General features: G+C 71.7%; 14 protein-coding genes and 1 pseudogene. 7 read left to right on the top strand and 8 right to left on the bottom strand.

The annotated features are described in order from the left end of the window. Positions 1–12: 12 nt before the first annotated feature. From nirD to AB0H86_RS13495, 5 genes are all read right to left on the bottom strand, one after another. The gene (gene nirD / locus AB0H86_RS13515) at positions 13–372 is read right to left on the bottom strand and encodes a nitrite reductase small subunit NirD (protein ID WP_362436745.1); all 360 of its coding nucleotides are present in this window, start codon (positions 370–372) and stop codon (positions 13–15) included. Continuing rightward, positions 369–2,984, bottom strand: coding sequence for a nitrite reductase large subunit NirB (gene nirB, locus AB0H86_RS13510; RefSeq protein WP_362436743.1), 2,616 nt, complete (start codon positions 2,982–2,984; stop codon positions 369–371). The genes nirD and nirB overlap by 4 nt, the downstream gene beginning before the upstream one ends. Next, positions 2,984–4,216 carry an FAD-dependent oxidoreductase gene (locus tag AB0H86_RS13505; protein WP_362436741.1) on the bottom strand — a complete coding sequence of 411 codons (1,233 nt, stop codon included), beginning with the start codon at positions 4,214–4,216 and terminating at the stop codon, positions 2,984–2,986. Before AB0H86_RS13505 ends, nirB begins: the two co-directional genes overlap by 1 nt. A gap of 272 nt (positions 4,217–4,488) precedes the next feature. After that, positions 4,489–5,130 carry a class F sortase gene (locus AB0H86_RS13500; RefSeq protein WP_362436739.1) on the bottom strand — a complete coding sequence of 214 codons (642 nt, stop codon included), beginning with the start codon at positions 5,128–5,130 and terminating at the stop codon, positions 4,489–4,491. Positions 5,131–5,289: 159 nt separating this feature from the next. Beyond that, positions 5,290–5,808: a hypothetical protein gene (locus tag AB0H86_RS13495; RefSeq protein WP_362436737.1), complete on the bottom strand. Its 519-nt coding sequence runs from the start codon at positions 5,806–5,808 to the stop codon at positions 5,290–5,292. 398 nt (positions 5,809–6,206) lie between these two features. Here AB0H86_RS13495 and AB0H86_RS13490 point away from each other — a divergent pair, with 398 nt between their 5' ends. Beyond that, complete coding sequence (locus tag AB0H86_RS13490; protein WP_362436735.1) at positions 6,207–7,991, top strand: tannase/feruloyl esterase family alpha/beta hydrolase; 1,785 nt, start codon at positions 6,207–6,209, stop codon at positions 7,989–7,991. Between the two features lie 67 nt (positions 7,992–8,058). Here AB0H86_RS13490 and AB0H86_RS13485 read toward each other — a convergent pair whose 3' ends face one another. Continuing rightward, on the bottom strand, positions 8,059–9,708 hold the full coding sequence (locus tag AB0H86_RS13485) for a M4 family metallopeptidase (protein WP_362436733.1): 1,650 nt from the start codon (positions 9,706–9,708) through the stop codon (positions 8,059–8,061). 246 nt (positions 9,709–9,954) lie between these two features. Between AB0H86_RS13485 and AB0H86_RS13480 the strand changes: the two genes are divergently transcribed. After that, a complete protein-coding gene (locus tag AB0H86_RS13480) occupies positions 9,955–10,374 on the top strand; it encodes a gamma-glutamylcyclotransferase family protein (protein WP_362436731.1) in 420 nt (139 codons plus the stop codon). Between the two features lie 16 nt (positions 10,375–10,390). Here AB0H86_RS13480 and AB0H86_RS13475 read toward each other — a convergent pair whose 3' ends face one another. Continuing rightward, on the bottom strand, positions 10,391–12,610 hold the full coding sequence (locus tag AB0H86_RS13475) for a molybdopterin oxidoreductase family protein (RefSeq protein ID WP_362436729.1): 2,220 nt from the start codon (positions 12,608–12,610) through the stop codon (positions 10,391–10,393). 117 nt (positions 12,611–12,727) lie between these two features. Continuing rightward, a complete protein-coding gene (locus tag AB0H86_RS13470) occupies positions 12,728–13,414 on the bottom strand; it encodes an ElyC/SanA/YdcF family protein (protein WP_362436727.1) in 687 nt (228 codons plus the stop codon). Between the two features lie 281 nt (positions 13,415–13,695). On the opposite strand from AB0H86_RS13470, the pseudogene AB0H86_RS13465 reads away from it, so the two are divergent. The 5 genes and pseudogenes from AB0H86_RS13465 to AB0H86_RS13445 all read left to right on the top strand — a co-directional run. Further along, a pseudogene (locus AB0H86_RS13465) lies at positions 13,696–14,448 on the top strand (sirohydrochlorin chelatase); the annotation flags it as partial. A 434-nt stretch (positions 14,449–14,882) separates the two neighbouring features. Beyond that, the gene (locus tag AB0H86_RS13460; protein ID WP_362436725.1) at positions 14,883–16,190 is read left to right on the top strand and encodes a deoxyguanosinetriphosphate triphosphohydrolase; all 1,308 of its coding nucleotides are present in this window, start codon (positions 14,883–14,885) and stop codon (positions 16,188–16,190) included. 136 nt (positions 16,191–16,326) lie between these two features. Continuing rightward, positions 16,327–17,592 carry an FAD-dependent oxidoreductase gene (locus AB0H86_RS13455; protein WP_362436723.1) on the top strand — a complete coding sequence of 422 codons (1,266 nt, stop codon included), beginning with the start codon at positions 16,327–16,329 and terminating at the stop codon, positions 17,590–17,592. Between the two features lie 46 nt (positions 17,593–17,638). After that, on the top strand, positions 17,639–19,543 hold the full coding sequence (gene dnaG, locus AB0H86_RS13450; RefSeq protein WP_362436721.1) for a DNA primase: 1,905 nt from the start codon (positions 17,639–17,641) through the stop codon (positions 19,541–19,543). Positions 19,544–19,646: 103 nt separating this feature from the next. Next, a complete protein-coding gene (locus AB0H86_RS13445; RefSeq protein ID WP_362436719.1) occupies positions 19,647–20,960 on the top strand; it encodes an RNA polymerase sigma factor in 1,314 nt (437 codons plus the stop codon). The last annotated feature ends 12 nt before the right edge of the window (positions 20,961–20,972 follow it).

Raw genomic sequence — 20,972 nt, 5'->3', positions numbered from 1 at the left:
CCGCGATCGCGATTACGAGACGCGCACCTCGTACGTGGCCACACGCACCGCCTCGTCGTCCAGGCACTGCCCCGACTCCAGGTCGAAGCGCTGCTTCAGCAGGGGGGAGGCGACGAACGGCCGTCCCTGGTGGGTGCCGGTCAGGCCCCGGGAGAGGACCGCCGCGCCGCTGAACGGGTCACGGTTGTCGATGGCGTACACCTCGCCCGCGCGGTCGCGGAAGAGGGCGGCCTGGCTGCCGTCGGGCAGCAGCGCCGCAACGCCGCGGCCCGGCAGCAGCATGGTCAGGTCGCAGACGGTGAACCAGGCGTCGTCGCCCGGGTCCAGTTGGAGTTGGACCTTCAGGTCGGTCGTCTCGGGTGCCAGGGTCATCGCTGGGCGCTTCCTTCCAGGACGTCGGCCGGGTTACCGGTGGGGCGCATGCCGATGGACAGCAGCGGCAGGTCGGGCTTGATCTGGTCGCGCTCCGGGATGAAGCCGACGACCGGGTCGGGGGTGTCGGGGGCGTTCACGAAGGAGACGAACCGCGACAGCTTCTCGGGGTCGTTGATGGTCGTCGCCCACTCGTCGGCGTAATGCGCGACGTGCTCCGTCATCAGGGACTCCAGCTCCTCGCAGATGCCGAGGGAGTCCTCCACGACCACGTCCCGCACGTGGTCCAGGCCGCCCGGGATCCGCTCCAGCCAGGTCGAGGTGCGCTCCAGGCGGTCGGCCGTGCGGATGTAGAACATCAGGAACCGGTCGATCAGGCGGATCAGTTCGGCGTCCGTCAGGTCCTGGGCGAGCAGGTCCGCGTGGCGCGGGGTGGCGCCGCCGTTGCCGCCGACGTACAGGTTCCAGCCGCTCGCGGTGGCGATGACGCCGAAGTCCTTCGACTGGGCCTCGGCGCACTCGCGGGCGCAGCCCGACACCGCCGACTTGAGCTTGTGCGGGGAGCGCAGGCCCCGGTAGCGCAGCTCCAGGTCGATCGCCATGCGGACGGAGTCCTGGACGCCGTAGCGGCACCAGGTCTGGCCGACGCAGGACTTCACCGTGCGCAGGGACTTGCCGTATGCGTGCCCGGACTCGAAGCCGGCGTCCACCAACCGGGTCCAGATCAGCGGCAGTTGTTCGACGCGCGCGCCGAACATGTCGATCCGCTGACCACCCGTGATCTTCGTGTAGAGGCCGAAGTCGCGGGCGATCTCACCGATCACGATCAGGCCCTCGGGGGTGATCTCACCGCCGGGGATGCGGGGGACGACCGAGTACGAGCCGTTCTTCTGCAGGTTGGCGAGGAAGTGGTCGTTGGTCTCCTGGAGCGCCGCCTGCTCACCGTCGAGGACGTAGCCGCTCGCGCCGATGGTCGGGGCGAGGGAGGCGATGATCGAGCCGACCGCCGGCTTGCAGATGTCGCAGCCGTCGCCGCCCCGGGCGTCGTCGCGGCCGTAGCGGTCCAGCAGGTCCTGGTAGGTGTTGATGCGCAGGGCGAGGACGATCTCGTACAGCTCTTCGCGGGTCTGCGAGAAGCAGCCGCACAGGCCCTTGTCGACCTCGACGCCGCTCGCCTCCAGCTCGGCGGTGACCAGCTGGCCGAGGACCTTGACGCAACTGCCGCAGCCGGTACCGGCCTTGGTGCACTTCTTCACCTCGGGCACGGTGGTGCAGGAGTGCTCCGTCACCGCGCCGCGGATCGTGCCCTTGCTGACGTTGTGGCAGGAGCAGATGACCGCCTCGTCCGGGAGGGCGGAGGGGCCGAGCTGGACGGACTCCCCGGCGCCGGCCGGCAGGACCAGCGACTCAGGAGAGACGGGCGGCACGGACCCGGTGAAGGCGCGCAGCGTGCCGTACGCCTCCGCGTCGCCGACCAGGATGCCACCGAGCAGCGTGCCGTCGCGGCCGATGACCAGCTTCTTGTACAGGCCCGAGCGGGAGTCGGAGTAGACGACGTCCAGGCAGTCCTCGGTCGCGCCGTGCGCGTCGCCGAAGGACGCCACGTCCACGCCGAGCAGCTTCAGCTTGGTGGACAGGTCCGCGCCGGTGAACTCCGCCTCGTCCCGCGCGATGGTCGCGGCCACGGTCTCGGCCTGCTCGTAACCGGGGGCCACCAGGCCGTACACCCGGCCGTCGGAGGCCAGCGCGCACTCGCCGATCGCGAACACGTGCGGGTCGGAGACGGTCCGGCACTGTTCGTCGACAGCGATGCCGCCGCGCTCGCCGACCGTGAGGCCGCTCTCGCGGGCCAGCTGGTCGCGGGGGCGGACACCGGCGGAGAACACCACCAGGTCGGTGGCGAGTTCGGAGCCGTCGGACAGCTTCATGCCGGTGACCGCGCCGGACTCGTCGACCACGATCTCCTGCGTGCCCACGCCCGTGTGGACGGACAGGCCCATGTCCTCGATGGTCCGCAGCAGCGCGGCGCCGCCGCCCTCGTCGACCTGGACCGGCATCAGGCGCGGCGCGAACTCCACGATGTGGGAGGTGAGCCCGAGGCCCTTCAGCGCGCCCGCGGCCTCCAGCCCGAGCAGACCGCCGCCGACCACCGCACCCGTCGTCCTCGTCCTGGCGTACTCCTCGATCGCGAGGAGGTCCTCGATCGTGCGGTAGACGAAGCAGCCCTCGGCGTCCTTGTTCGGGACGGGCGGGACGAAGGGGTACGAGCCGGTGGCGAGCACCAGGACGTCGTAGTCGACGACCAGGCCCGAGCGTGCGGTCACCCGGCGCGCCTCGCGGTCGATCGTCTCCGCCGGGTCACCGACGTACAGCTCGATGCCGTGGTCCTTGATGAACTCCATGTCGGTCACGGAGAGGTCCTCGGGCGTCTTGCCCGAGAAGTACGAGGTGAGCGCCACGCGGTCGTACGCGGGACGCGGCTCCTCGCACAGCACGACCACGCGGTGTGTGGCGGTCAGGCCGCGCTCGGCGAGCGCTTCGAGGAAGCGCTGGCCGACCATGCCATGGCCGACGAGCACGATCGTGGGGTTCGCCCCCGGGGCGGCAGTCATCAGGAGCCTCCGTCGTTGGTGAGCAGGTGGAGCAGGGGCCCGCCGTCGGACGGGAGCGGCTCTGCTCCCTCCCAGGCGCGCGCGAGCGCGCCGACGGTGCCGAGTTCGCCGACGAGGACCCCGCCGACCAGGCGGTCGTCGCGGACGACGACCTTGCGGTAGGTGCCTCGGGTGGCGTCGGCCAGCTGGATCACGTCGTCGCCGGGACGGGCCTCCGTCTCGCCGAACGCGGCGAGGTCGAAGGCGCTCTGTCCGGCGAGGGTGAGCCGGGTGAGTGAACGGGTGCCGGTGTAGCGGGCGCTGAGGTCGCCCGCCGTGCCCGCCTCGCCGGCGAGCAACTCGGCGAGCGCGTCGGCCTGTTCGAGGGCCGGAGCGGCCAGGCCGTACACCGTGCCGTCGTGCTGCACGCAGTCGCCGACGGCCCGGATGTGCGGGTCGGACGTACGGAGTTCGTCGTCGACGACGATCCCCTTGCGTACGTCGAGGCCCGCGGCCTGGGCGAGACCCACGCGCGGGTGGACCCCGCAGGCCAGGACCACCAGGTCGGCGTCGAGGGTGTAACCGTCGGCCATCTCGACCGAGCGGACCATGCCGCCGACGCAGCGCACGTCCCGTACCCGGCACTCCGTGTGGATCTCGACGCCGAGGTCCTTCAGGTGCCGGTGGACCAGCTTGGAGGCGGCCGGGTCGAGCTGGCGCTCCATCAGCCGCTCGGACTGCTGGGCGAGGACGACCTGGGCGCCACGCAGGGCGAGCGCGCGGGCCGCCGAGACCCCGAGGAGGCCGCCGCCGATGACGACCGCCTTCGCACCCGGCCGGACCGCCTCGGACAGGCCCAGGCAGTCGTCCATGGTGCGGAAGGCGTGGACGCCCTCGGGGAGGACATGGTCGGGGGTGAACAGGCCGCGCAGCGGCGGGAGCACCGGGTTGGAGCCGGTGGCCAGGACCAGCGTGTCGTATGCGATCTTCGAACCGTCCGCGCACTCGACGGTCCGTCCGTCCCGGTCGATGCCGGTGACCCGGGAGCGGATCAGATCGGCGGGCGCCGGGAGGGCGATCACCTCGGGGCTGTAGCGCCCGGCCAGCACCTCGGCGAGGAGCACCCGGTTGTACGGGCGGTGCTCCTCCTCGCCGATGAGCGTCACAGGCGTGCCCAGCTCACCGAGCCGACGGGCGAGTCGAACGCCCGCGAGCCCGGCGCCGATCACCACCACACGCGTATTCGAGGTCATGCCTAGGAGCGTGCGTTGCGGGTGTTACCCGGTCGCATCACGTCTGTTTCCCGCGGGGAACGCTGCCCTCAGCGGGGACGGGGGGCGGGTGTGAGGGTTCGGGGCGGGGGGTGGGGGAGCACTGTGAGGTGCGGACCGCTCGCGCACGGCTGGGTGGAGTACTCGCTCACCCCCTGGGGATCTCCCTGAACGAGGCGCTGGGGCCGCCGGGCGCCCGGGGCGGGTGGACCTGGCGCGCCGGGCGCCTGGGGACGGGTGGACCTGCTCGCAGGTCAGCGGCTGCCCGTGAGGTGCGCGAAGACGACGACGTTCCCCTGATAACCGGTGCTCCGTGAGTAGCCGCCACCGCAGGTGATCACGCGCAGCTCGGGTCGCGCGGCGGCGCCGTACACCTTCGCGTCCGGGAAGGTCCTCGCCTCGTAGGCCTCCACCGCGTCCACGGTGAAGACGGCGACCGTGCCGTCCCGCCGGTCCACCTCGACCGTGGCGCCCTTCTTCACCGCGCCGAGGTCGTAGAACACGGCGGGACCGTCGGCGTTGTCGACGTGCCCGGCGACGATCGCGGTGCCCGTCTCCCCGGGCGTGGTGCCGGCCTCGTACCAGCCGGCGAGGTTCTCCCGCGCGGCGGGCGGCACGTCGAGGCTGCCGGCCGGGGTGAGGCCGAGGCCCGTCAGGGGCGCGTTCACCCGGATCGAGGGGATGCGGATCCGGTCGGGCGTGGAGGCCGGCAGCGCGGGCGCACCCGGCGCCGCGGACCGCCGCGTGTCCTGCCCGGCGTCGCGGCCCGCGTGCGCCTGCGCGGCGGACGGCTGCGGCGGGGCGTGTGTCTCGGCGCCGCTGCGCAGCAGCCAGGCCCCGGTGCAGAGGGCCGCCGCGGTGACGGCGGCTATGGTGGCGTTCCCGAGCCTGCGCATGGCGCTCGACCTCTCTTCTGGCCGGGGTCCCCTTCTCTTTCTCTCCTCGTCGGGGTCCCGTTGCTGGGGTCCCCGTTCCCCCTCCGGGCCGCGAGGGGCGTCGGATCCGGAGGGGGAGGGGACACGCGGTACCGGCGGACGGACAGCGGAGGGTGTCCGTCAGATCCCGTCGCCTCTCGCCCGGCGATGCAGGAGCCAGGTACCGCCCGCGGCGGCGACGGCGAGAGCCGCCACTCCGGCCGCGGTCTGTACGGGATCGGGGCCAAGTGCGCCGCCGATCCCCGTCTTCACACTCCCCCGGGGATACACCGGCTCACGCTGGGACGTCAGCGTGACGACCAGGTCACCGGTCACTCGCCGGCCGCCCTCCGCGCAGGTCGCGACGATCTCGTAGGTCCCCGGCTGCGCGCTCGGCGGCACCCGGAACTGCCCGATCGCCTCGCCCTCGTCAGCACTGGGCGCCAGCGTGAAGACACCGGCGCCCACCGCGCCGGCGTCGCCCGCCGTACCGACCTCCCCGCAGGACGCCGTTGCCACCGTGACCTGTCCGCCCGGCACGACCGAGGACGGGGACACCTCCAGGCCGGTGGTGCCGTCGCCGTACGCGGGCGCGGCGGCGAGGCCCGCGGCGACCGCGGCGAGCGCGGCAGCGGTCAGCGGGCGGGCGGTACGTCGCATCGGTGCTCCCTCGAGCTGTTTCGGTGGGGACTGCCCTTACGAGGTAAGTGGCAGCGAGCCCGGACCGCTTCCTGAGGGATGGTCAAAAATGGGGTGAATGGGTGTCAGGAGGGAGGCGCCGAGGGCTGATCCGCCCGGCGTTTCGGCTGGTCACCGGGGTCCGGAGGAGGTGCGCGGAAAGAGGCCTCGAAGGGCGGAGGGCCGAGGGTGTGAACGGGTGACGGCCGTCCCGGGCGACCTGCCGATCACGCCCCGGGTCGCACTCCGCGCCACGCTCCGGGTCGCACCCTGCACCACACTCCGGCCGCCCCCTGGCCAAATTGCTGCCCAAATCGTTGACGATATCTCTGACGTGCGTCACGCTACCCGCGCCATTCGCCCACCCGAGAGGGGAACCCATGTCCTGGTCCTTCGTGCGCGGCCGAGCGAGAGCGGTGGCCGGCGCCTGCGCGGCCGTGCTGCTCGTGGTGATGTCGGGGCCGGCCGGAGCGGCGAGCTCCGCCGTCGGGAGCCCCGCCGCCGCCCCCGAGTCCCGGCGCGTGTTCACGGCGGACGGCCTGGCCGACCTGCCCGCGTTGCGGCCCGTGATGGACTGCGCGGACGTGCGGGGACTCGATCTGGACGGGGTCACCGACGCCCCGGTCACGATCACCTCCGCGACCGTCGTGGCCACCGGCGCGAGCGCCCCCTACTGCGAGGTGAAGGGCACCGTCGCCCCGGCGAACACCGTGGTGATGCGCCTGCCGGTCGACGGCTGGACACAGCGCTACGTCCAGACCGGCTGCGGCGGCCTGTGCGGAACCGCCAGCATCAACTACGGCCAGGCGTCCACCTGTCCGGTGGTCCGGGACGGCACGGTCGCGAGCGCCACCACGGACATGGGGCACCAGGGCCTGAACGACGGCTCCTGGGCGCTGGGCAACCCGCAGGCCCAGATCGACTTCGCCTACCGGGGCGTCCATGTGACCGCCCAGGTCACCAAGGCGGTCATCACCCGCTTCTACGGGCAGCGCCCCGCGTACTCCTACTTCACCGGCTGCTCCGACGGCGGCCGTGAGGCGCTGATGGAGGCGCAGCGCTACCCCGACGACTTCGACGGCATCGCCGCCGGGGCGCCCGCGAACAACATGGTCGTGCAGAACACCTTCCACCACGCGTGGAACGTCCTGACGAACAAGGACGAGAACGGCGACTACATCCTGCTCGCCGACCGGCTGCCCCTGATCCACCGGGCCGTGCTGGACGCCTGCGACGCGCTGGACGGCCTCACGGACGGCCTGCTCGACGACCCGCGCCGCTGCGACTTCGACCCGCGGACACTGGTGTGCGCCGTGGGCCAGGACCCGTCGACCTGTCTCACCGCGGCGCAGGCCGCCGTGGTCAAGCGGCTGCATGACGGCGCCACGGACGCCAAGGGTCGCAGGCTGGAACTCGCGGTCTCGCACGAATGGGGATCGGAGCTGGAGTGGACCCTGTTCGTCCCACGCGCCCAGGGCCAGACGGTGGCCAGCGAGAACTTCGTGACGTCCTTCGCGCGCTACCTCGCCCGTACCATCGCCCCGGACCCCGACTTCCAGCTCTCCGACCTGGAGTTCACGGCCGAGTCCTTCTGGCGGACGGTCCAGTCCTCCAGCTATCTCGCGGCCCTGGACCCCGACCTGAGCGCCTTCCGGCACAGCGGCGGCAAGCTGCTGCTGTGGCACGGCTGGAACGACCAGCACATCTCACCGCAGGGCACGCTGGCGTACTACGACGCGCTGCGCGACACCATGGGTGGCGCCGCCGTCGACCGGTTCGCCGAGCTGTACATGTTCCCGGGCGTGGCGCACTGCGGAGGCGGCGACGGGCCGAACACCTTCGACGTCCTCACCCCGGTGATGGCGTGGGCGGAGAGCGCCACGAAGCCCGGCCGGATCGTCGCGGCCGGCAGCACCGGCGGCACCACCACACGCACCCGCCCCGTCTACCCGTACCCCCAGGTCGCCCGCTACGACGGCACGGGCAGCACCGACGACGCGTCCAACTTCGTCGCCACCAGGCCCCCGCACCGTCCCGGCGCGCACGACTACGACTGGCTCGGCGAGCGCCTCTACTCCTCCGACTACCAGACCTGGTGCCGAGTCGTGGACGGCAAGCTGGAATGCCGCCCGACGCACACCTGGCTGACCGCACGGCGGTCATAGGGCGTCGTGACGGCTGCCCCGGCCCGAAAGCCGAGGCAGCCGCATCACGTACCCACGGCCGTGACCATCAATTGACGTTGACCGCGCTCCAGGCCGCCGCCACCGCGTCGTACTCGGTGCTCCCGGCCCCGTAGAGGTCCTTCGCCGCGCTCAGGGTCGCCGTGCGGGCGCCCGCGTAGTTCGTCGAGGACGTCATGTAGACCGTCAGGGCCCGGTACCAGATCGCACCCAGCTTGCCCCGTCCGATCCCCGTCACCGTGGAGCCGTTGTAGGTGGGGGAGTCGTAGGCGACGCCGTTGATGCTCTTGGCGCCGCTTCCCTCGGCCAGCAGGTACGCGAAGTGGTTCGCTATTCCGGACGAGTAGTGGACGTCGAGGTCGCTGACCGAACTGCTCCAGAAGTCCACCGAGTTGCCGTCCACGGACGGCTTGTCCATGCGGCGCAGGGCGTCCCGGCCGAAGCCGGAGCGGACGACCTTCTCGCCGATCAGGTAGTCGCCCGGGTCGGAGGAGTTGCCGGCGTGGAACTCCACCAGGGTGCCGAATATGTCGGACGTGGCCTCGTTGAGGCCGCCCGACTCGCCCGAGTACGCCAGTGCCGCCGTCTTCGACGTCACACCGTGGGACATCTCGTGGCCGGCCACGTCCAGCGACACCAGCGGACCGAACGTCGTGCCGTCACCGTCGCCGTACGTCATGCAGAAGCAACTGTCGTCCCAGAAGGCGTTGTTGTACTTGTTGCCGTAGTGCACGCGGTTGGACGAGCCCTTGCCGTCGCCCGCGATGCCGCTACGGCCGTGGACGTCCTTGTAGTAGTCCCAGGTCTCGTCCGTGCCGTACTGCGCGTCCACCGCGGCCGAGGCGCGGTCGGCGGCCTTGCCGGTGCCCCAGTGGTTGTCCGCGTCGGTGAAGACCGTCGAGGGGGCCCGGCTCAGGCAGACCGTCAGGACACAACGGTCGGTCTGGTTCGCCGCGTCACCGGTGTACGTGTTCCCGCGCGTGGCGTCCTTCAGCTGGTACGTCGATCCCGACAGCGTCGTCTCCAGCGCAACTGTGCCGCTGTAAAGGGACTTGCCGTCGCCCGACGCCGTCTCGATGGTGTTCCAGGAGTCGATCTGGGTGCCCGTTCCGGCGTCCGTCAGGACCGTCCGCGCGGTGGGGTTGCCGAGGGAGTCCTGCGCGACGGCGTTCGTCCGCCATGCCAGCTTCGGGGTGCCGTGCAGGGCGTCGACGACCAGCTGCGACTTGGCGGTGATCCTGCGCAGGGTCTCGCCGAGGTTGACGGCGCGCAGCGCGTTCACCGCGAGGTCGGCGGCCTTGGGAGCGGACAGCTTCGGGGTGACGCTCGCGAGCGAGATCGCGCCCCTCGTGGCGAGGTCGGTGCTGCGGTAGCTGCCGTCGGGGGCCAGGTGGACCACGAAGTCCCCGCCTAGAACGGGCAGTTGGCGGTACGTACGGTCGTAGCGGACGTGTTGCGTGCCGTCCGCGTCCACCACGACGTCCCGGACGGTCGTCTCCTGTGCGTCGGTGAGACCCAGAGCCGCGGCCCGGTCCGCGAGCACCGACGCCGCGTTCTCGATCGCGGAGGCCCGGGTCGGCCGGTCGGCCGCGCCGGCGGCGGGGCTGAGCGCGGCGGTCAGCAAGGTGGCGGTGGTGGCGGCTGCGCCGACGGTGGCGAGACGACGGGTGCCTCGGGCGTACGGCCGTATCCGGCTCATCGGTCTCCTCGGGAAGGCGCCTGAGAGGGCGTGAGGGCGTGAAGGGGGCACGCGGGGCGTGAGGGTGGCGCGTGACGTGGGGACGCGACGGCAGAGAGGGTGGGGCGTGACGTGGGGACGCGACGGCAGAGAGGGTGGGGCGTGATGTGGGGGGATCCGCAGATCTTGATCAAGATTTAAGGCGCCATAGACATGTCATGTCTATGGCGCGGATGCGGAGGTATGTGAGGGGTGAGAATCGTTTCTGTGAGCGCCCAGAAACTGCCCTTCTTCGTCTACGGCACCCTCCGCCCCGGCGAGCCCAACCACGACCGGTTCCTGCGTGGCCGCACCCGGTCCGAGGAACCGGGCCGGCTCATCGGCGCGGTGCTGTACGAGGGGCCCGGCTATCCGTACGCCGTGGAGGAACGCGGGGGAGTGGTGCACGGCGAGATCGTCACCGCGCTGCCCGAGGCGTACGGGGAGTTGCTGGTCGCGCTGGACCGGCTGGAGGAGTACGCGCCGGGGGACACGCGCAGCCTCTACGAACGCGTGGAGCGCGAGGTGATCCTCGACGCCGACGGGCGGGCCGTACAGGCCTGGGTGTACGTCGCCGCGCCCTCCGTGGCCGCATACCTGCGCGCCCGCGGGAAGGCCATCGGGAGCGGCGACTGGTCGGCCGGGTGAGCCCGGCCCAGCGCCTCTAAGGCTCCACCGTCTCCAGCCGCACCGCGCACGCCTTGAACTCCGGCATGCGTGAAGTCGGGTCGAGCGCCGGGTTGGTGAGGGTGTTGGCGCGGCCCTCGCCGGACCAGTGGAAGGGCATGAACACGGTGTCCGGGCGGATCGTGGTCGTGATCCGGGCCGGCGCCACGGCCCGGCCCCGCCGGGACACGATGGCCACCGGGTCGCCCTCGGCCGCGCCGAGCCGCTCCGCGAGCCGTGGGTGCAGCTCGACGAACGGACCGGGCGCGGCGGCGTTCAGCTCGTCGACGCGGCGGGTCTGGGCGCCGGACTGGTACTGGGCCACGACCCGGCCGGTCGTCAGCAGCACCGGGTACTCGTCGTCGGGCTCCTCGGCGATCGCCCGATGCGAGACGGCGACGAAACGGGCCCGGCCGTCAGCGGTGGCGAAACGGTCGAGGAAGAGACGGGGGGTGCCGGGATGCGGCCCGCCGGAGACACCGTCGCCCGCGACCGGGTCCGGGCTTCCGGGCGTCCGCGGCGAGGCGGCGGCCACGGCGTCGGGCGAGGACCCCGCGTCGGGCGAGGCACCCTTGGAGCCGCCCCCGTCCCCGCCCCCGTTACTGTCCCCGTCCGTCGCCGGGCACGGCCAGAACACGCCGTTCTCCTCCGCCAGTCGGCGATAGGTGATCCCGGAGTAGTCCGCCGGTCCGCCCGCGCTGGCCCGACGCAGCTCCTCGAAGACCTCCTCGGGGTCGGTCGGGAAGCCCTTCTCCACGCCGAGACGTGCGGCCAGTTCGTGCATGACCCGCAGATCGCTGCGGATGTTCTCGGGCGGGGTGATCGCCTGCCGGCGCAGCAGCACCCTGCCCTCCAGGTTGGTGGTGGTGCCCGCCTCCTCCGCCCACTGGGTGACCGGCAGCACGACGTCCGCGAGCTCGGCGGTCTCAGAGAGCACCACGTCACAGACGGCGAGGAAGTCCAGCGACCGCAGACGCTCCTCGACGTGCGCGGCGCGCGGCGCCGACACCACCGGGTTCGACGCCATCACCAGCAATGACCTGATGTCGGTGCCGAGCGCGTCCAGCAGCTCGTACGCGCTGCGCCCGGGCCCGGGCAGCGAGTCGGGGTCCACGCCCCACACCTCGGCGACATGCCGCCGCGCCGCCGGATCGTCCAGCTTGCGGTAGCCGGGCAACTGGTCGGCCTTCTGGCCGTGTTCGCGCCCGCCCTGCCCGTTGCCCTGCCCGGTCAGGCACCCGTATCCGGACAGCGGACGGCCCGCGCGGCCGGTCGCCAGGCACAGGTTGATCCACGCGCCCACGGTGTCCGTGCCCTTGGACTGCTGCTCGGGCCCGCGCGCGGTGAGCACCATCGCGTTCTCCGGCTCGCAGAACATCCGTACCGTTTCCCGGAGTTGAGGTACGGACACTCCCGTGATCCGTTCCACGTACTCCGGCCAGTGGGCCATCGCCGCCGCGCGGGCGTCCTCCCAGCCGACCGTGCGCTCGGCGACGTACGCCTCGTCGACCCGTCCCTCGGCGACGATCAGGTGCAACAGCCCCAGTGCCAGCGCGAGATCCGTGCCCGGGCGGGGCGCCAGATGCAGGTCGGCCTGCTCGGCGGTCTTCGTGCGGCGCGGGTCGATGACGATCAGCGTGCCGCCGTTCTCCCGCAGCTCGCTGAAGAACCGCAGGGACGGCGGCATGGTCTCCGCGAGGTTGGAGCCGACGAGGATCACGCACCCCGTCCTCGGAATGTCCTCCAGGGGGAAGGGCAGCCCGCGGTCCAGCCCGAACGCCTTGATCCCGGCGGCCGCCGCCGACGACATGCAGAAGCGGCCGTTGTAGTCGATCTGCGAGGTGGCAAGGACCACCCGCGCGAACTTGCCGAGCGTGTACGCCTTCTCGTTCGTCAGGCCGCCTCCGCCGAAGACCCCGCACGCGTCCGGGCCATGTTCCGTACGCGTGCGGGACAGCCCCTCGGCGATCCGGTCCAGGGCCTCGTCCCAGGTGGCGGGCACGAGCGTGCCGGCGGAGCGCACCAACGGGGAGGTCAGGCGGACGTCGGGCGACAGCACCGCCGCCGCGGTACGGCCCTTGCCGCACAGCGCACCCCGGTTCACCGGGAAATCCGGACGCTCGCTGACCTCGACGGTCCCGTCGGGCGCGGGCGTCAGGTTCATCCCGCACTGCAGGGCGCAGTACGGGCAGTGCGTGGGCGTCACGGAGTTCTCCATGCCACTCAGGGTGCGTCGGGCGTGTTACGCGCCGGGCGGATCCGTGTTACGCGGCCGGGACGGCGACCTCCCCGCATCCCCCCGGGCGTCGTGAGGCGCACCGCGGTCCACCTCTGATCAGCGCGCCGCCGCCAACGCCCGACCGACGCCGGGCTCCTTCGGCCCCAGGAACCGCGGATCCGGCTCGAACAGCGCGTCCAGGGCGGCCTTCCCCGCCGCGAAGATCTCCCGGGTGCCCCCGTAGTACCAGGTCACGTCGTGCCGGGCGGCGACCCCGATGCCGTACGACGTCACCCCCGCCGCCCGGCACAGCGCGAGCGCCCGTCGGATGTGGAAGTCCTGGCTGATCAACACGGCCTCGTCGACGCCGAAGACCTTCTTCGCGCGGACGCAGGAGTCCCAGGTGTCGAAGCCCGCGTAGTCGCTCACGATCCGGGTGTCCGGGACGCCGTGCCGCTTCAGATAGGAGCGCATCGCGTCGGGCTCGTCGTAGTCCTCGCGGCTGTTGTCGCCGGTGACCAGGACCACCTCGATCCGGCCCTCCCGGTACAGCTTCGCCGCCGCGTCCAGCCGGTGGGCGAGATACGGCGAGGGCTCGCCGTCCCACAGACCGGCGCCGAAGACGACGGCGACCTCGGTGCGCGGCGCGTCCGCCGTGGTCCGCAGCCGGCCGTCCGTCGAGACGTACAGCCAGGCCGCCGGCAGCAGGGCCAGCACGTACCCCGCCATCAGGGCCTGCACCAGCCGCCGCTGCCCGGCTCGGGTACGCGGCAGACGGGGTCTTCGCGGTTTCGGCAGACGCATCGACGGTCCCTCCCCGGTCGGTCCTACGACAGTCAGAGACGACCGGTGAGCCCGCCCGGTTCGCCGGACACCGTGTGGCCGGCCTCACTTCGTAGGATGAAACCGCAGGTCACGACACCTCACACACCCCCCACACCCCACCGTGAACCGCCGGAAAACACCCGTCATTCCTGCGCAACGGGGAGGCAACCTCGCGCCGTCATCATCGGTGTATGACGGCGATGCGCAAGTCGGAAACCCTTCGCGACGTGTCCACCACCCTCGACAGTACGGCGCACCTCATGAACCGGATCAGCAGCCAGCTCGCCACCCAGCTCGGCCTCGTCTCGCTCGACGGCCGGCGGCGCCCCGAGCCGCCCACGCTCGTCGTCGTGGCCCACGGCAGCCGTGACCCGCGCACCCTGAGCACGGTCCACGCGCTCCTCGACCTGGTCCGCGAGCTGCGCCCCGGCCTGCCCGTGCGCCTCGGGCACATCGAGCTGAACGCGCCTCTGCTCCCCGACACGCTCGCCTCCCTGGGCACCCGCGACGCCGTCCTCGTACCGCTGCTCCTCAGCCGCGGCTACCACGTCAAGCGGGACATCCCCGAGATGGCCGCCGCCGCCCGGGCCCGCACCCGCGTGGCCGCCCCGCTCGGCCCGCACCCGCTGCTCGTGGAGGCCCTGTACGAGCGCCTCGTCGAGGCCGGCTGGCGCACCCGCATGGACGAGGCGACCCGCCGCACCAGCGCGGTCGTCCTCGCGGCGGCCGGCTCCCGCGACCCCGACGCGGCGGTCGACACGGGCCACACGGCCCGCCTCCTCGCCGAACGCCTGGGCGTCCCGGTGATCCCCGCCTACGCCTCAGCGGCCAAGCCCACCATCGAGACGGCCGTCCGAGCGCTGACCGCCCGAGGCCGCCACCGGGTGGCCGTGGCCTCCTACTTCACGGCCCCCGGCCTCTTCGCCACCCAGTGCGCGGAAAAGGCCCCCTGGATCGCCTCGGCCCCCCTCGGCACCCACCCCGCCCTCGCCCGCCTTCTCCTCCACCGCTACGGAACACTTGCCCAGTGCTTCACTCTTCAGGGTGGAGGTGTAGGGCATCCTGCCTGTAGCGGCCCGGAGGGCCGCAGCGGCATGGCTAAGATCGCCTCATCCGACGACGAAGTTGTCGGATCTACCGCCGGACGGGCGGGAAGTGACGCCTGTGGAGGCCCCTGTAAGACCGAGCTCCTCGGAGACCGGCAAGGGCCAGTGAAGCAGGAACCCACGGTGGTACCGCGTAGCGGTGCGGACCGGAATCACCTGCCCTCGGGCAGGCGAGGGCGTCAAGACCAGTCCCTGGCGACACCTGCCGCGACGGAACCGGCACTGGCGTGGGCTTGAAACGCCGTGTGCCGGCACCGCCGACGTGAAACGCCGGAGAGGCTGACGTCCCCAGGGAGCGCGGGCCACCCCCGATTGTCACCACCGGCACTTACTGTCGATCCATGGAAGGCACCGAACGCACCGCCCCCGCACACGACCAGCCCCACACCCCACCCCCCGGCTACGACCCGACGTCAGTCGCCCGCTGGGCCGCCGAGCCGGACAAACGCCCCGGCCGCACCGCCTTCCAACGCGACCGGGCCCGCATCCTGCACTCCTCCGCCCTCAGAAGACTCGCCGGCAAGACCCAGGTAGTCACACCAGGGACCCGGAACACCGCCTGGGACGCCAGCCCCCGCACCCGCCTCACCCACTCCCTGGAGTGCGCCCAGGTGGGCCGAGAGCTGGGCGCGGCCCTCGGCTGCGACCCCGACCTGGTAGAAGCGGCCTGCCTCTCCCACGACCTGGGCCACCCCCCGTTCGGCCACAACGGCGAACAGGCCCTCAACGAATTCGCCGACGACTGCGGCGGTTTCGAGGGCAACGCCCAGTCGCTCAGGCTCCTCACCCGCATCGAACCCAAACGCTTCGTCGCCGAAGGCTCCGTCGGCCTCAACCTCACCCGCGCCGCCCTGGACGCCGCCACCAAGTACCCCTGGCCCCGAGGCGCCCACCCCACCGACCCCGAGTCCCCGAAGTTCGGTGTCTACGAGGACGACCGCCCGGTGTTCGACTGGGTTCGCAAGGGCGCCCCCGGCACCCGCGCCACCTTCGAGGCCCAGGTCATGGACTGGGCGGACGACGTGGCGTACTCCGTGCACGACGTCGAGGACGGCCTGCACGCCGGCCACCTCGACCCCGACTGCCTGCACGCCGAACCGGAACGCCGGGCGGTCTTCGCGGTCGCCGTCGGCCGGTACGTTCCCGCGGACACCGACCCCGCCGAACTCGCCGCCGCCCTGGACCGGCTCCAGGAGCAGGAGTGGTGGCCGCACGGCTACGACGGCTCGGCCGTCGCCCAGGCCCGCCTCAAGGACGCCACCAGCCAGCTCATCGGCCGCTTCTGCCTCGCCGCCGAGGCCGCCACCCGCGCCGCGTACGGAACCGGCCGGCTGACGAGATACGGCGCCGAACTCGTCGTACCGCACGAGACCCGCCTGGAGTGCGCCGTTCTCAAGGCGGTCGCCGACCGGTACGTCATGCAGCGCGCCGAACAGGAGCGGCTCCGTGCCGACCAGCGGATCGTGGTCGCCGAACTCGCCGAGGCGCTCACCGCCCGCGCCCCCGACGGCCTCGACCCGCAGTTCCGGGCCCTGTTCGACCAGGCAGCGGACGACCGCGCGCGCAAGCGGGTGATCGTCGATCAGATCGCGTCCCTCACCGACGCGTCCGCCCGTTCCCTTCACGCCCGTCTGACCGGGCATCTGTGATGCTGAGGCGACAGGGGTGACATGAAACGTGCCCGAATGTGACCCTCCGTGGCCTGATCGGGTCACTCCCTCTTCCCGCATCACACTCCGTGCGGGACGCTCGCATGTGGGGGCACGTTTACGAGGAGGCAATCAAGTGGTCGACGCGGATCAGACATTCGTCATCGTCGGAGGAGGTCTCGCCGGCGCGAAGGCGGCCGAGACGCTCCGAGGGGAGGGCTTCACCGGCCGCGTGATACTGATCTGCGACGAACGCGACCACCCGTACGAGCGCCCGCCGCTGTCCAAGGGCTACCTGCTCGGCAAGGAGGAACGCGACAGCGTCTTCGTGCACGAACCGGCCTGGTACGCGCGCAACGACATCGAGCTGCACCTCGGCCAGACCGTGGACGCCATCGACCGGACGGCCAAGACGGTCCGCTTCGGCGAGGACGGCACGCTCGTGCGCTACGACAAACTGCTTCTCGCCACCGGCGCCGAGCCCCGCCGTCTGGACGTCCCGGGCACCGACCTCGCGGGCGTCCACCACCTGCGCCGCCTCGCCCACGCCGAACGCCTGAAGGGCGTCCTGGCCGCCCTGGGCCGGGACAACGGCCACCTCGTGATCGCGGGTGCCGGCTGGATCGGCATGGAGGTCGCGGCGGCGGCCCGCGAGTACGGCGCCGAGGTCACCGTCGTCGAACCCGGGGCGACCCCGCTGCACGGCGTCCTCGGCCCCGAGCTCGGCAACCTCTTCGCCGAACTGCACCGCGAGCACGGCGTCCGCTTCCACTTCGGCGCCCGGCTCACCGAGATCGTCGGCCAGGACGGCATGGTCCTGGCCGTCCGCACCGACGACGGCGAGGAGCACCCCGCGCACGACGTCCTCGCGGCGGTCGGCGCGGCCCCGCGCACCGCTCTCGCGGAGGCGGCGGGTCTGGAGCTGGCCGACCGTGCCGACGGCGGCGGCATCGCGGTCGACACCCGACTGCGCACCTCCGACCCCGACATCTACGCGGCCGGTGACGTGGCCTCGTTCCACCACTCCCTCTTCGGCACCCGAATGCGCGTCGAGCACTGGGCGAACGCCCTCAACGGCGGCCCGGCGGCGGCCCGCGCGATGCTCGGCCGGGACGTCACCTACGACCGTGTGCCCTATTTCTTCTCCGACCAGTACGACATGGGCATGGAGTACTCCGGCTGGGCACCCCCGGGGTCCTACGACGAAGTGGTGATCCGGGGAGACGCGGGAAAGCGTGAGTTCATCGCGTTCTGGGTGCGGGACCACCGGGTGCTGGCCGGGATGAACGTCAACGTGTGGGACGTCACAGAGCCGATCCAGCAGCTGATCCGCTCCGGGGCACAGGTGGAAACCGAGGCGCTGGCAGACCCGCACGTACCGCTGGATCGTCTGGTCCCGTGAGCCGACGGGGCGATCGACTGTCACACCGTCCCCGTAGAATCCATGCGTGGCTGGACGGATCAACGACGAGGACGTGAAGGCGGTTCGGGACGCGGTCCCGATCGACGCCGTGGTGTCCGAGTACCTCCAGCTGCGCAACGCGGGCGGCGGAAACCTCAAGGGGCTGTGCCCCTTCCACGACGAGAAGTCGCCGTCCTTCCAGGTCAGCCCCGGCAAGGGTTTCTTCCACTGCTTCGGCTGCCAGGAGGGCGGCGACACCATCACGTTCGTGATGAAGGTCGACCACCTCTCCTTCTCCGAGGCGGTCGAGCGCCTCGCCGCCCAGGCCGGCATCACCCTGCGCTACGAGGAGGGCGGCTACAACCCCGCCCACCAGCGCGGTGAGCGGATCCGACTGGTCGAGGCCCACAACGCCGCCGCCCAGTGGTACAGGGAACAGCTGGCCACCAGCTCCGAGGCCGACATGGGCCGCAAGTTCCTCGCCGAGCGCGGCTTCGACCAGGCCGCCGCGGAACACTTCTCCGTCGGCTACAGCCCCCAGGGCTGGGACCATCTCACCCGCCACCTCCGCGGCAAGGGCTTCACCGACAAGGAGCTCGTGCTCTCCGGCCTCTCCCAGGAGGGCCGCCGCGGCCCCATCGACCGCTTCCGCGGCCGGCTGATGTGGCCGATCCGCGACATCGGCGGCGAGGTCGTCGGCTTCGGCGCGCGGAAGCTGTACGAGACGGACAACGGCCCCAAGTACCTCAACACGCCCGACACCGCGATCTACAAGAAGTCCCAGGTGCTGTACGGCATCGACCTGGCGAAGAAGGACATCGCCAAGTCCAGCCGCGCGGTGGTGGTCGAGGGCTACACCGACGTCATGGCCTGCCACCTGGCAGGAGTGACGACAGCGATCGCGACCTGCGGCACCTCCTTCGGCGGCGACCACATCAAGATCCTGCGCCGGCTCCTGATGGACAACGGCTCGGCCCGCGTGATCTTCACCTTCGACGGCGACGCGGCCGGCCAGAAGGCCGCCCTGCGCGCCTTCGAGGACGACCAGAAGTTCGCCGCCGAGACGTACATCGCGATCGCCCCCGACAACATGGACCCGTGCGAGCTGCGCCTCGCCAAGGGCGACGAGGCGGTCGCCGACCTGGTGGAACCCCGCACTCCGCTCTTCGAGTTCGCGCTGCGCCAGATCGTCGTCCGCTACGACCTGGACACACCGGCCGGCCGGGCCGCCGCGCTGGACGAGGCCGCCCCCATCGTCGCCCGCATCAAGAACACCGGCGCCCAGCACGAGGTCGCCGTCCAGCTGGCCGGCATGCTCGGCATCCTCGACACCCAGTTCGTGGTCAAGCGCGTGGCCCAGCTGGCCCGTTGGGCCCGTGACCGAGGTGGCCGGGGCCCCGCGCCGACGCGCGGCCCGCAACAGCAGCAGTACGACGCCGCCCCGCGCCCCACCCCGTACGGCGCTGCCCTGAACCTGCGCAACCCGGTCTACGCCACCGAGCGCGAACTGCTCAAACTCGCCCTCCAGCGCCCGGAGCTGGTCTCACCGGCGTTCGACGCCTACGGCATCGACGAGTTCACCGCCGCGCCCTACGCTGCGGTCCGACAGACGATCATGGAAGCGGGCAGCGCCGAACTCGGCGTACAGGACCCCCAGGAGTACCTGGTCCGGGTCCGCGAGACAGCCCCGGACGACGCCGTACGCGCGATGGTCACCGAACTGGCCGTCGAGCCCATCATGCGGCGCATGGTGGACGAGGTGTACGCGGGCATGGTGCTGGTCACGGTCCGCCGTCGCGCCGTGGAGCGCCGGATCCGTGACGTCCAGTCCCAGATGGCCCGGCTGTCCGCGGGCGGCGATCCGGCCCAGTCGGCCGCCGTACAGAACGAGTTGTGGGTACTCCAGCAGTACGACCAGGCACTACGCGAGCACGGAGCCGGCGCGCTCTGAGGGAACCGCTCGGGCCGGGTCACCACGCGGTCACGGACCGGACTCAAAAAGTCACCGCACGCCCCTCGTGGCGACGATGTGTCGTACTCCACACTGGGTTCCGGTGCCTGAGTCCTCGGAGCGCGGTCGATCCGTCCCCAGCGGATCCCACACCCCCGCGGTTCCGCTCATCGCGTACGGGACGGACAGCGGCGAAGCCGCCGACTCCGCCCCCGAAGTACCGCTGCCGCACACCTCAGCAGCGATCATCCTGGAGGTCGCCCCCGTGCAGACCCAGACCCTCACCCAGACCGACATCGGTACGGACGACACGGAACCGGATCCGGAGACCGACGTACTTGCCGCGGTCCCCCCGCAGAGCCGTGCCGTGCACCACCCCGAGGCGGAGCCGGAGGCCCCGGCCGAGCTGGAGGAACCACCCCCGGACGCGGTCGAGACCGCCGAGGCCCCCGAGCCGGAACCCGTCGAACCACCCGAGCCGGCCCGTGCCAAGCCCGACACCAGTGGGCCCTCCTCGGACCTGTTCCGCCAGTACCTGCGGGAGATCGGACGCATCCCGCTGCTCACCGCGGCCGAGGAGGTCGACCTCGCCCGCCGGGTCGAGGCCGGCCTGTTCGCCGAGGAGAAACTCAGCACCGCACCCAACCTGGACAGCCGGCTCGCCCTCGACCTGGACCGGCTCGTCGTCACGGGCCGGATGGCCAAGCGCCGCCTGATCGAGGCGAACCTGCGGCTGGTCGTCTCGGTCGCCAAACGGTACATCGGCCGCGGCCTGACCATGCTCGACCTGGTCCAGGAGGGCAACCTGGGCCTCATCCGGGCGGTCGAGAAGTTCGACTACGCCCGCGGCTACAAGTTCTCCACGTACGCCACCTGGTGGATCCGTCAGGCCATGTCCCGCGCCCTCGCCGACCAGGCCCGCACCATCCGCGTCCCGGTCCATGTGGTCGAGCTGATCAACCGGGTGGTCCGCGTCCAGCGCCGGATGCTCCAGGAACGGGGCTACGAACCGACGCCGGAAGAGGTCGCCCACCACCTCGACCTGGCGCCGGAACGCGTCAGCGAGGTCCTGCGGCTGGCCCAGGAACCCGTCTCGCTGCACGCCCCGGTCGGCGAGGAGGACGACGTCGCCCTCGGCGACCTCATCGAGGACGGCGACGCGGCCAGCCCGGTCGAGTCGGCGGCGTTCCTGCTGCTCCGCGAACACCTGGAGGCGGTCCTGTCCACCCTCGGGGAACGCGAGCGCAAAGTCGTCCAACTCCGCTACGGCCTGGCGGACGGCCGCCCGCGCACCCTGGAGGAGATAGGCCGCATCTTCGGCGTCACCAGGGAACGGATCCGCCAGATCGAGTCGAAGACCCTCAACAAGCTCAGGGACCACGCCTTCGCGGACCAACTGCGGGGCTACCTGGACTGAGGCAGGTGACGT

It is taken from the genome of Streptomyces sp. NPDC050997, assembly GCF_040660135.1.
Taxonomy (GTDB): Bacteria; Actinomycetota; Actinomycetes; order Streptomycetales; family Streptomycetaceae; genus Streptomyces.
The sequence above is the reverse complement of the archived record's forward strand: the minus strand, read 5'-3'. Positions and strand labels throughout refer to the sequence as shown.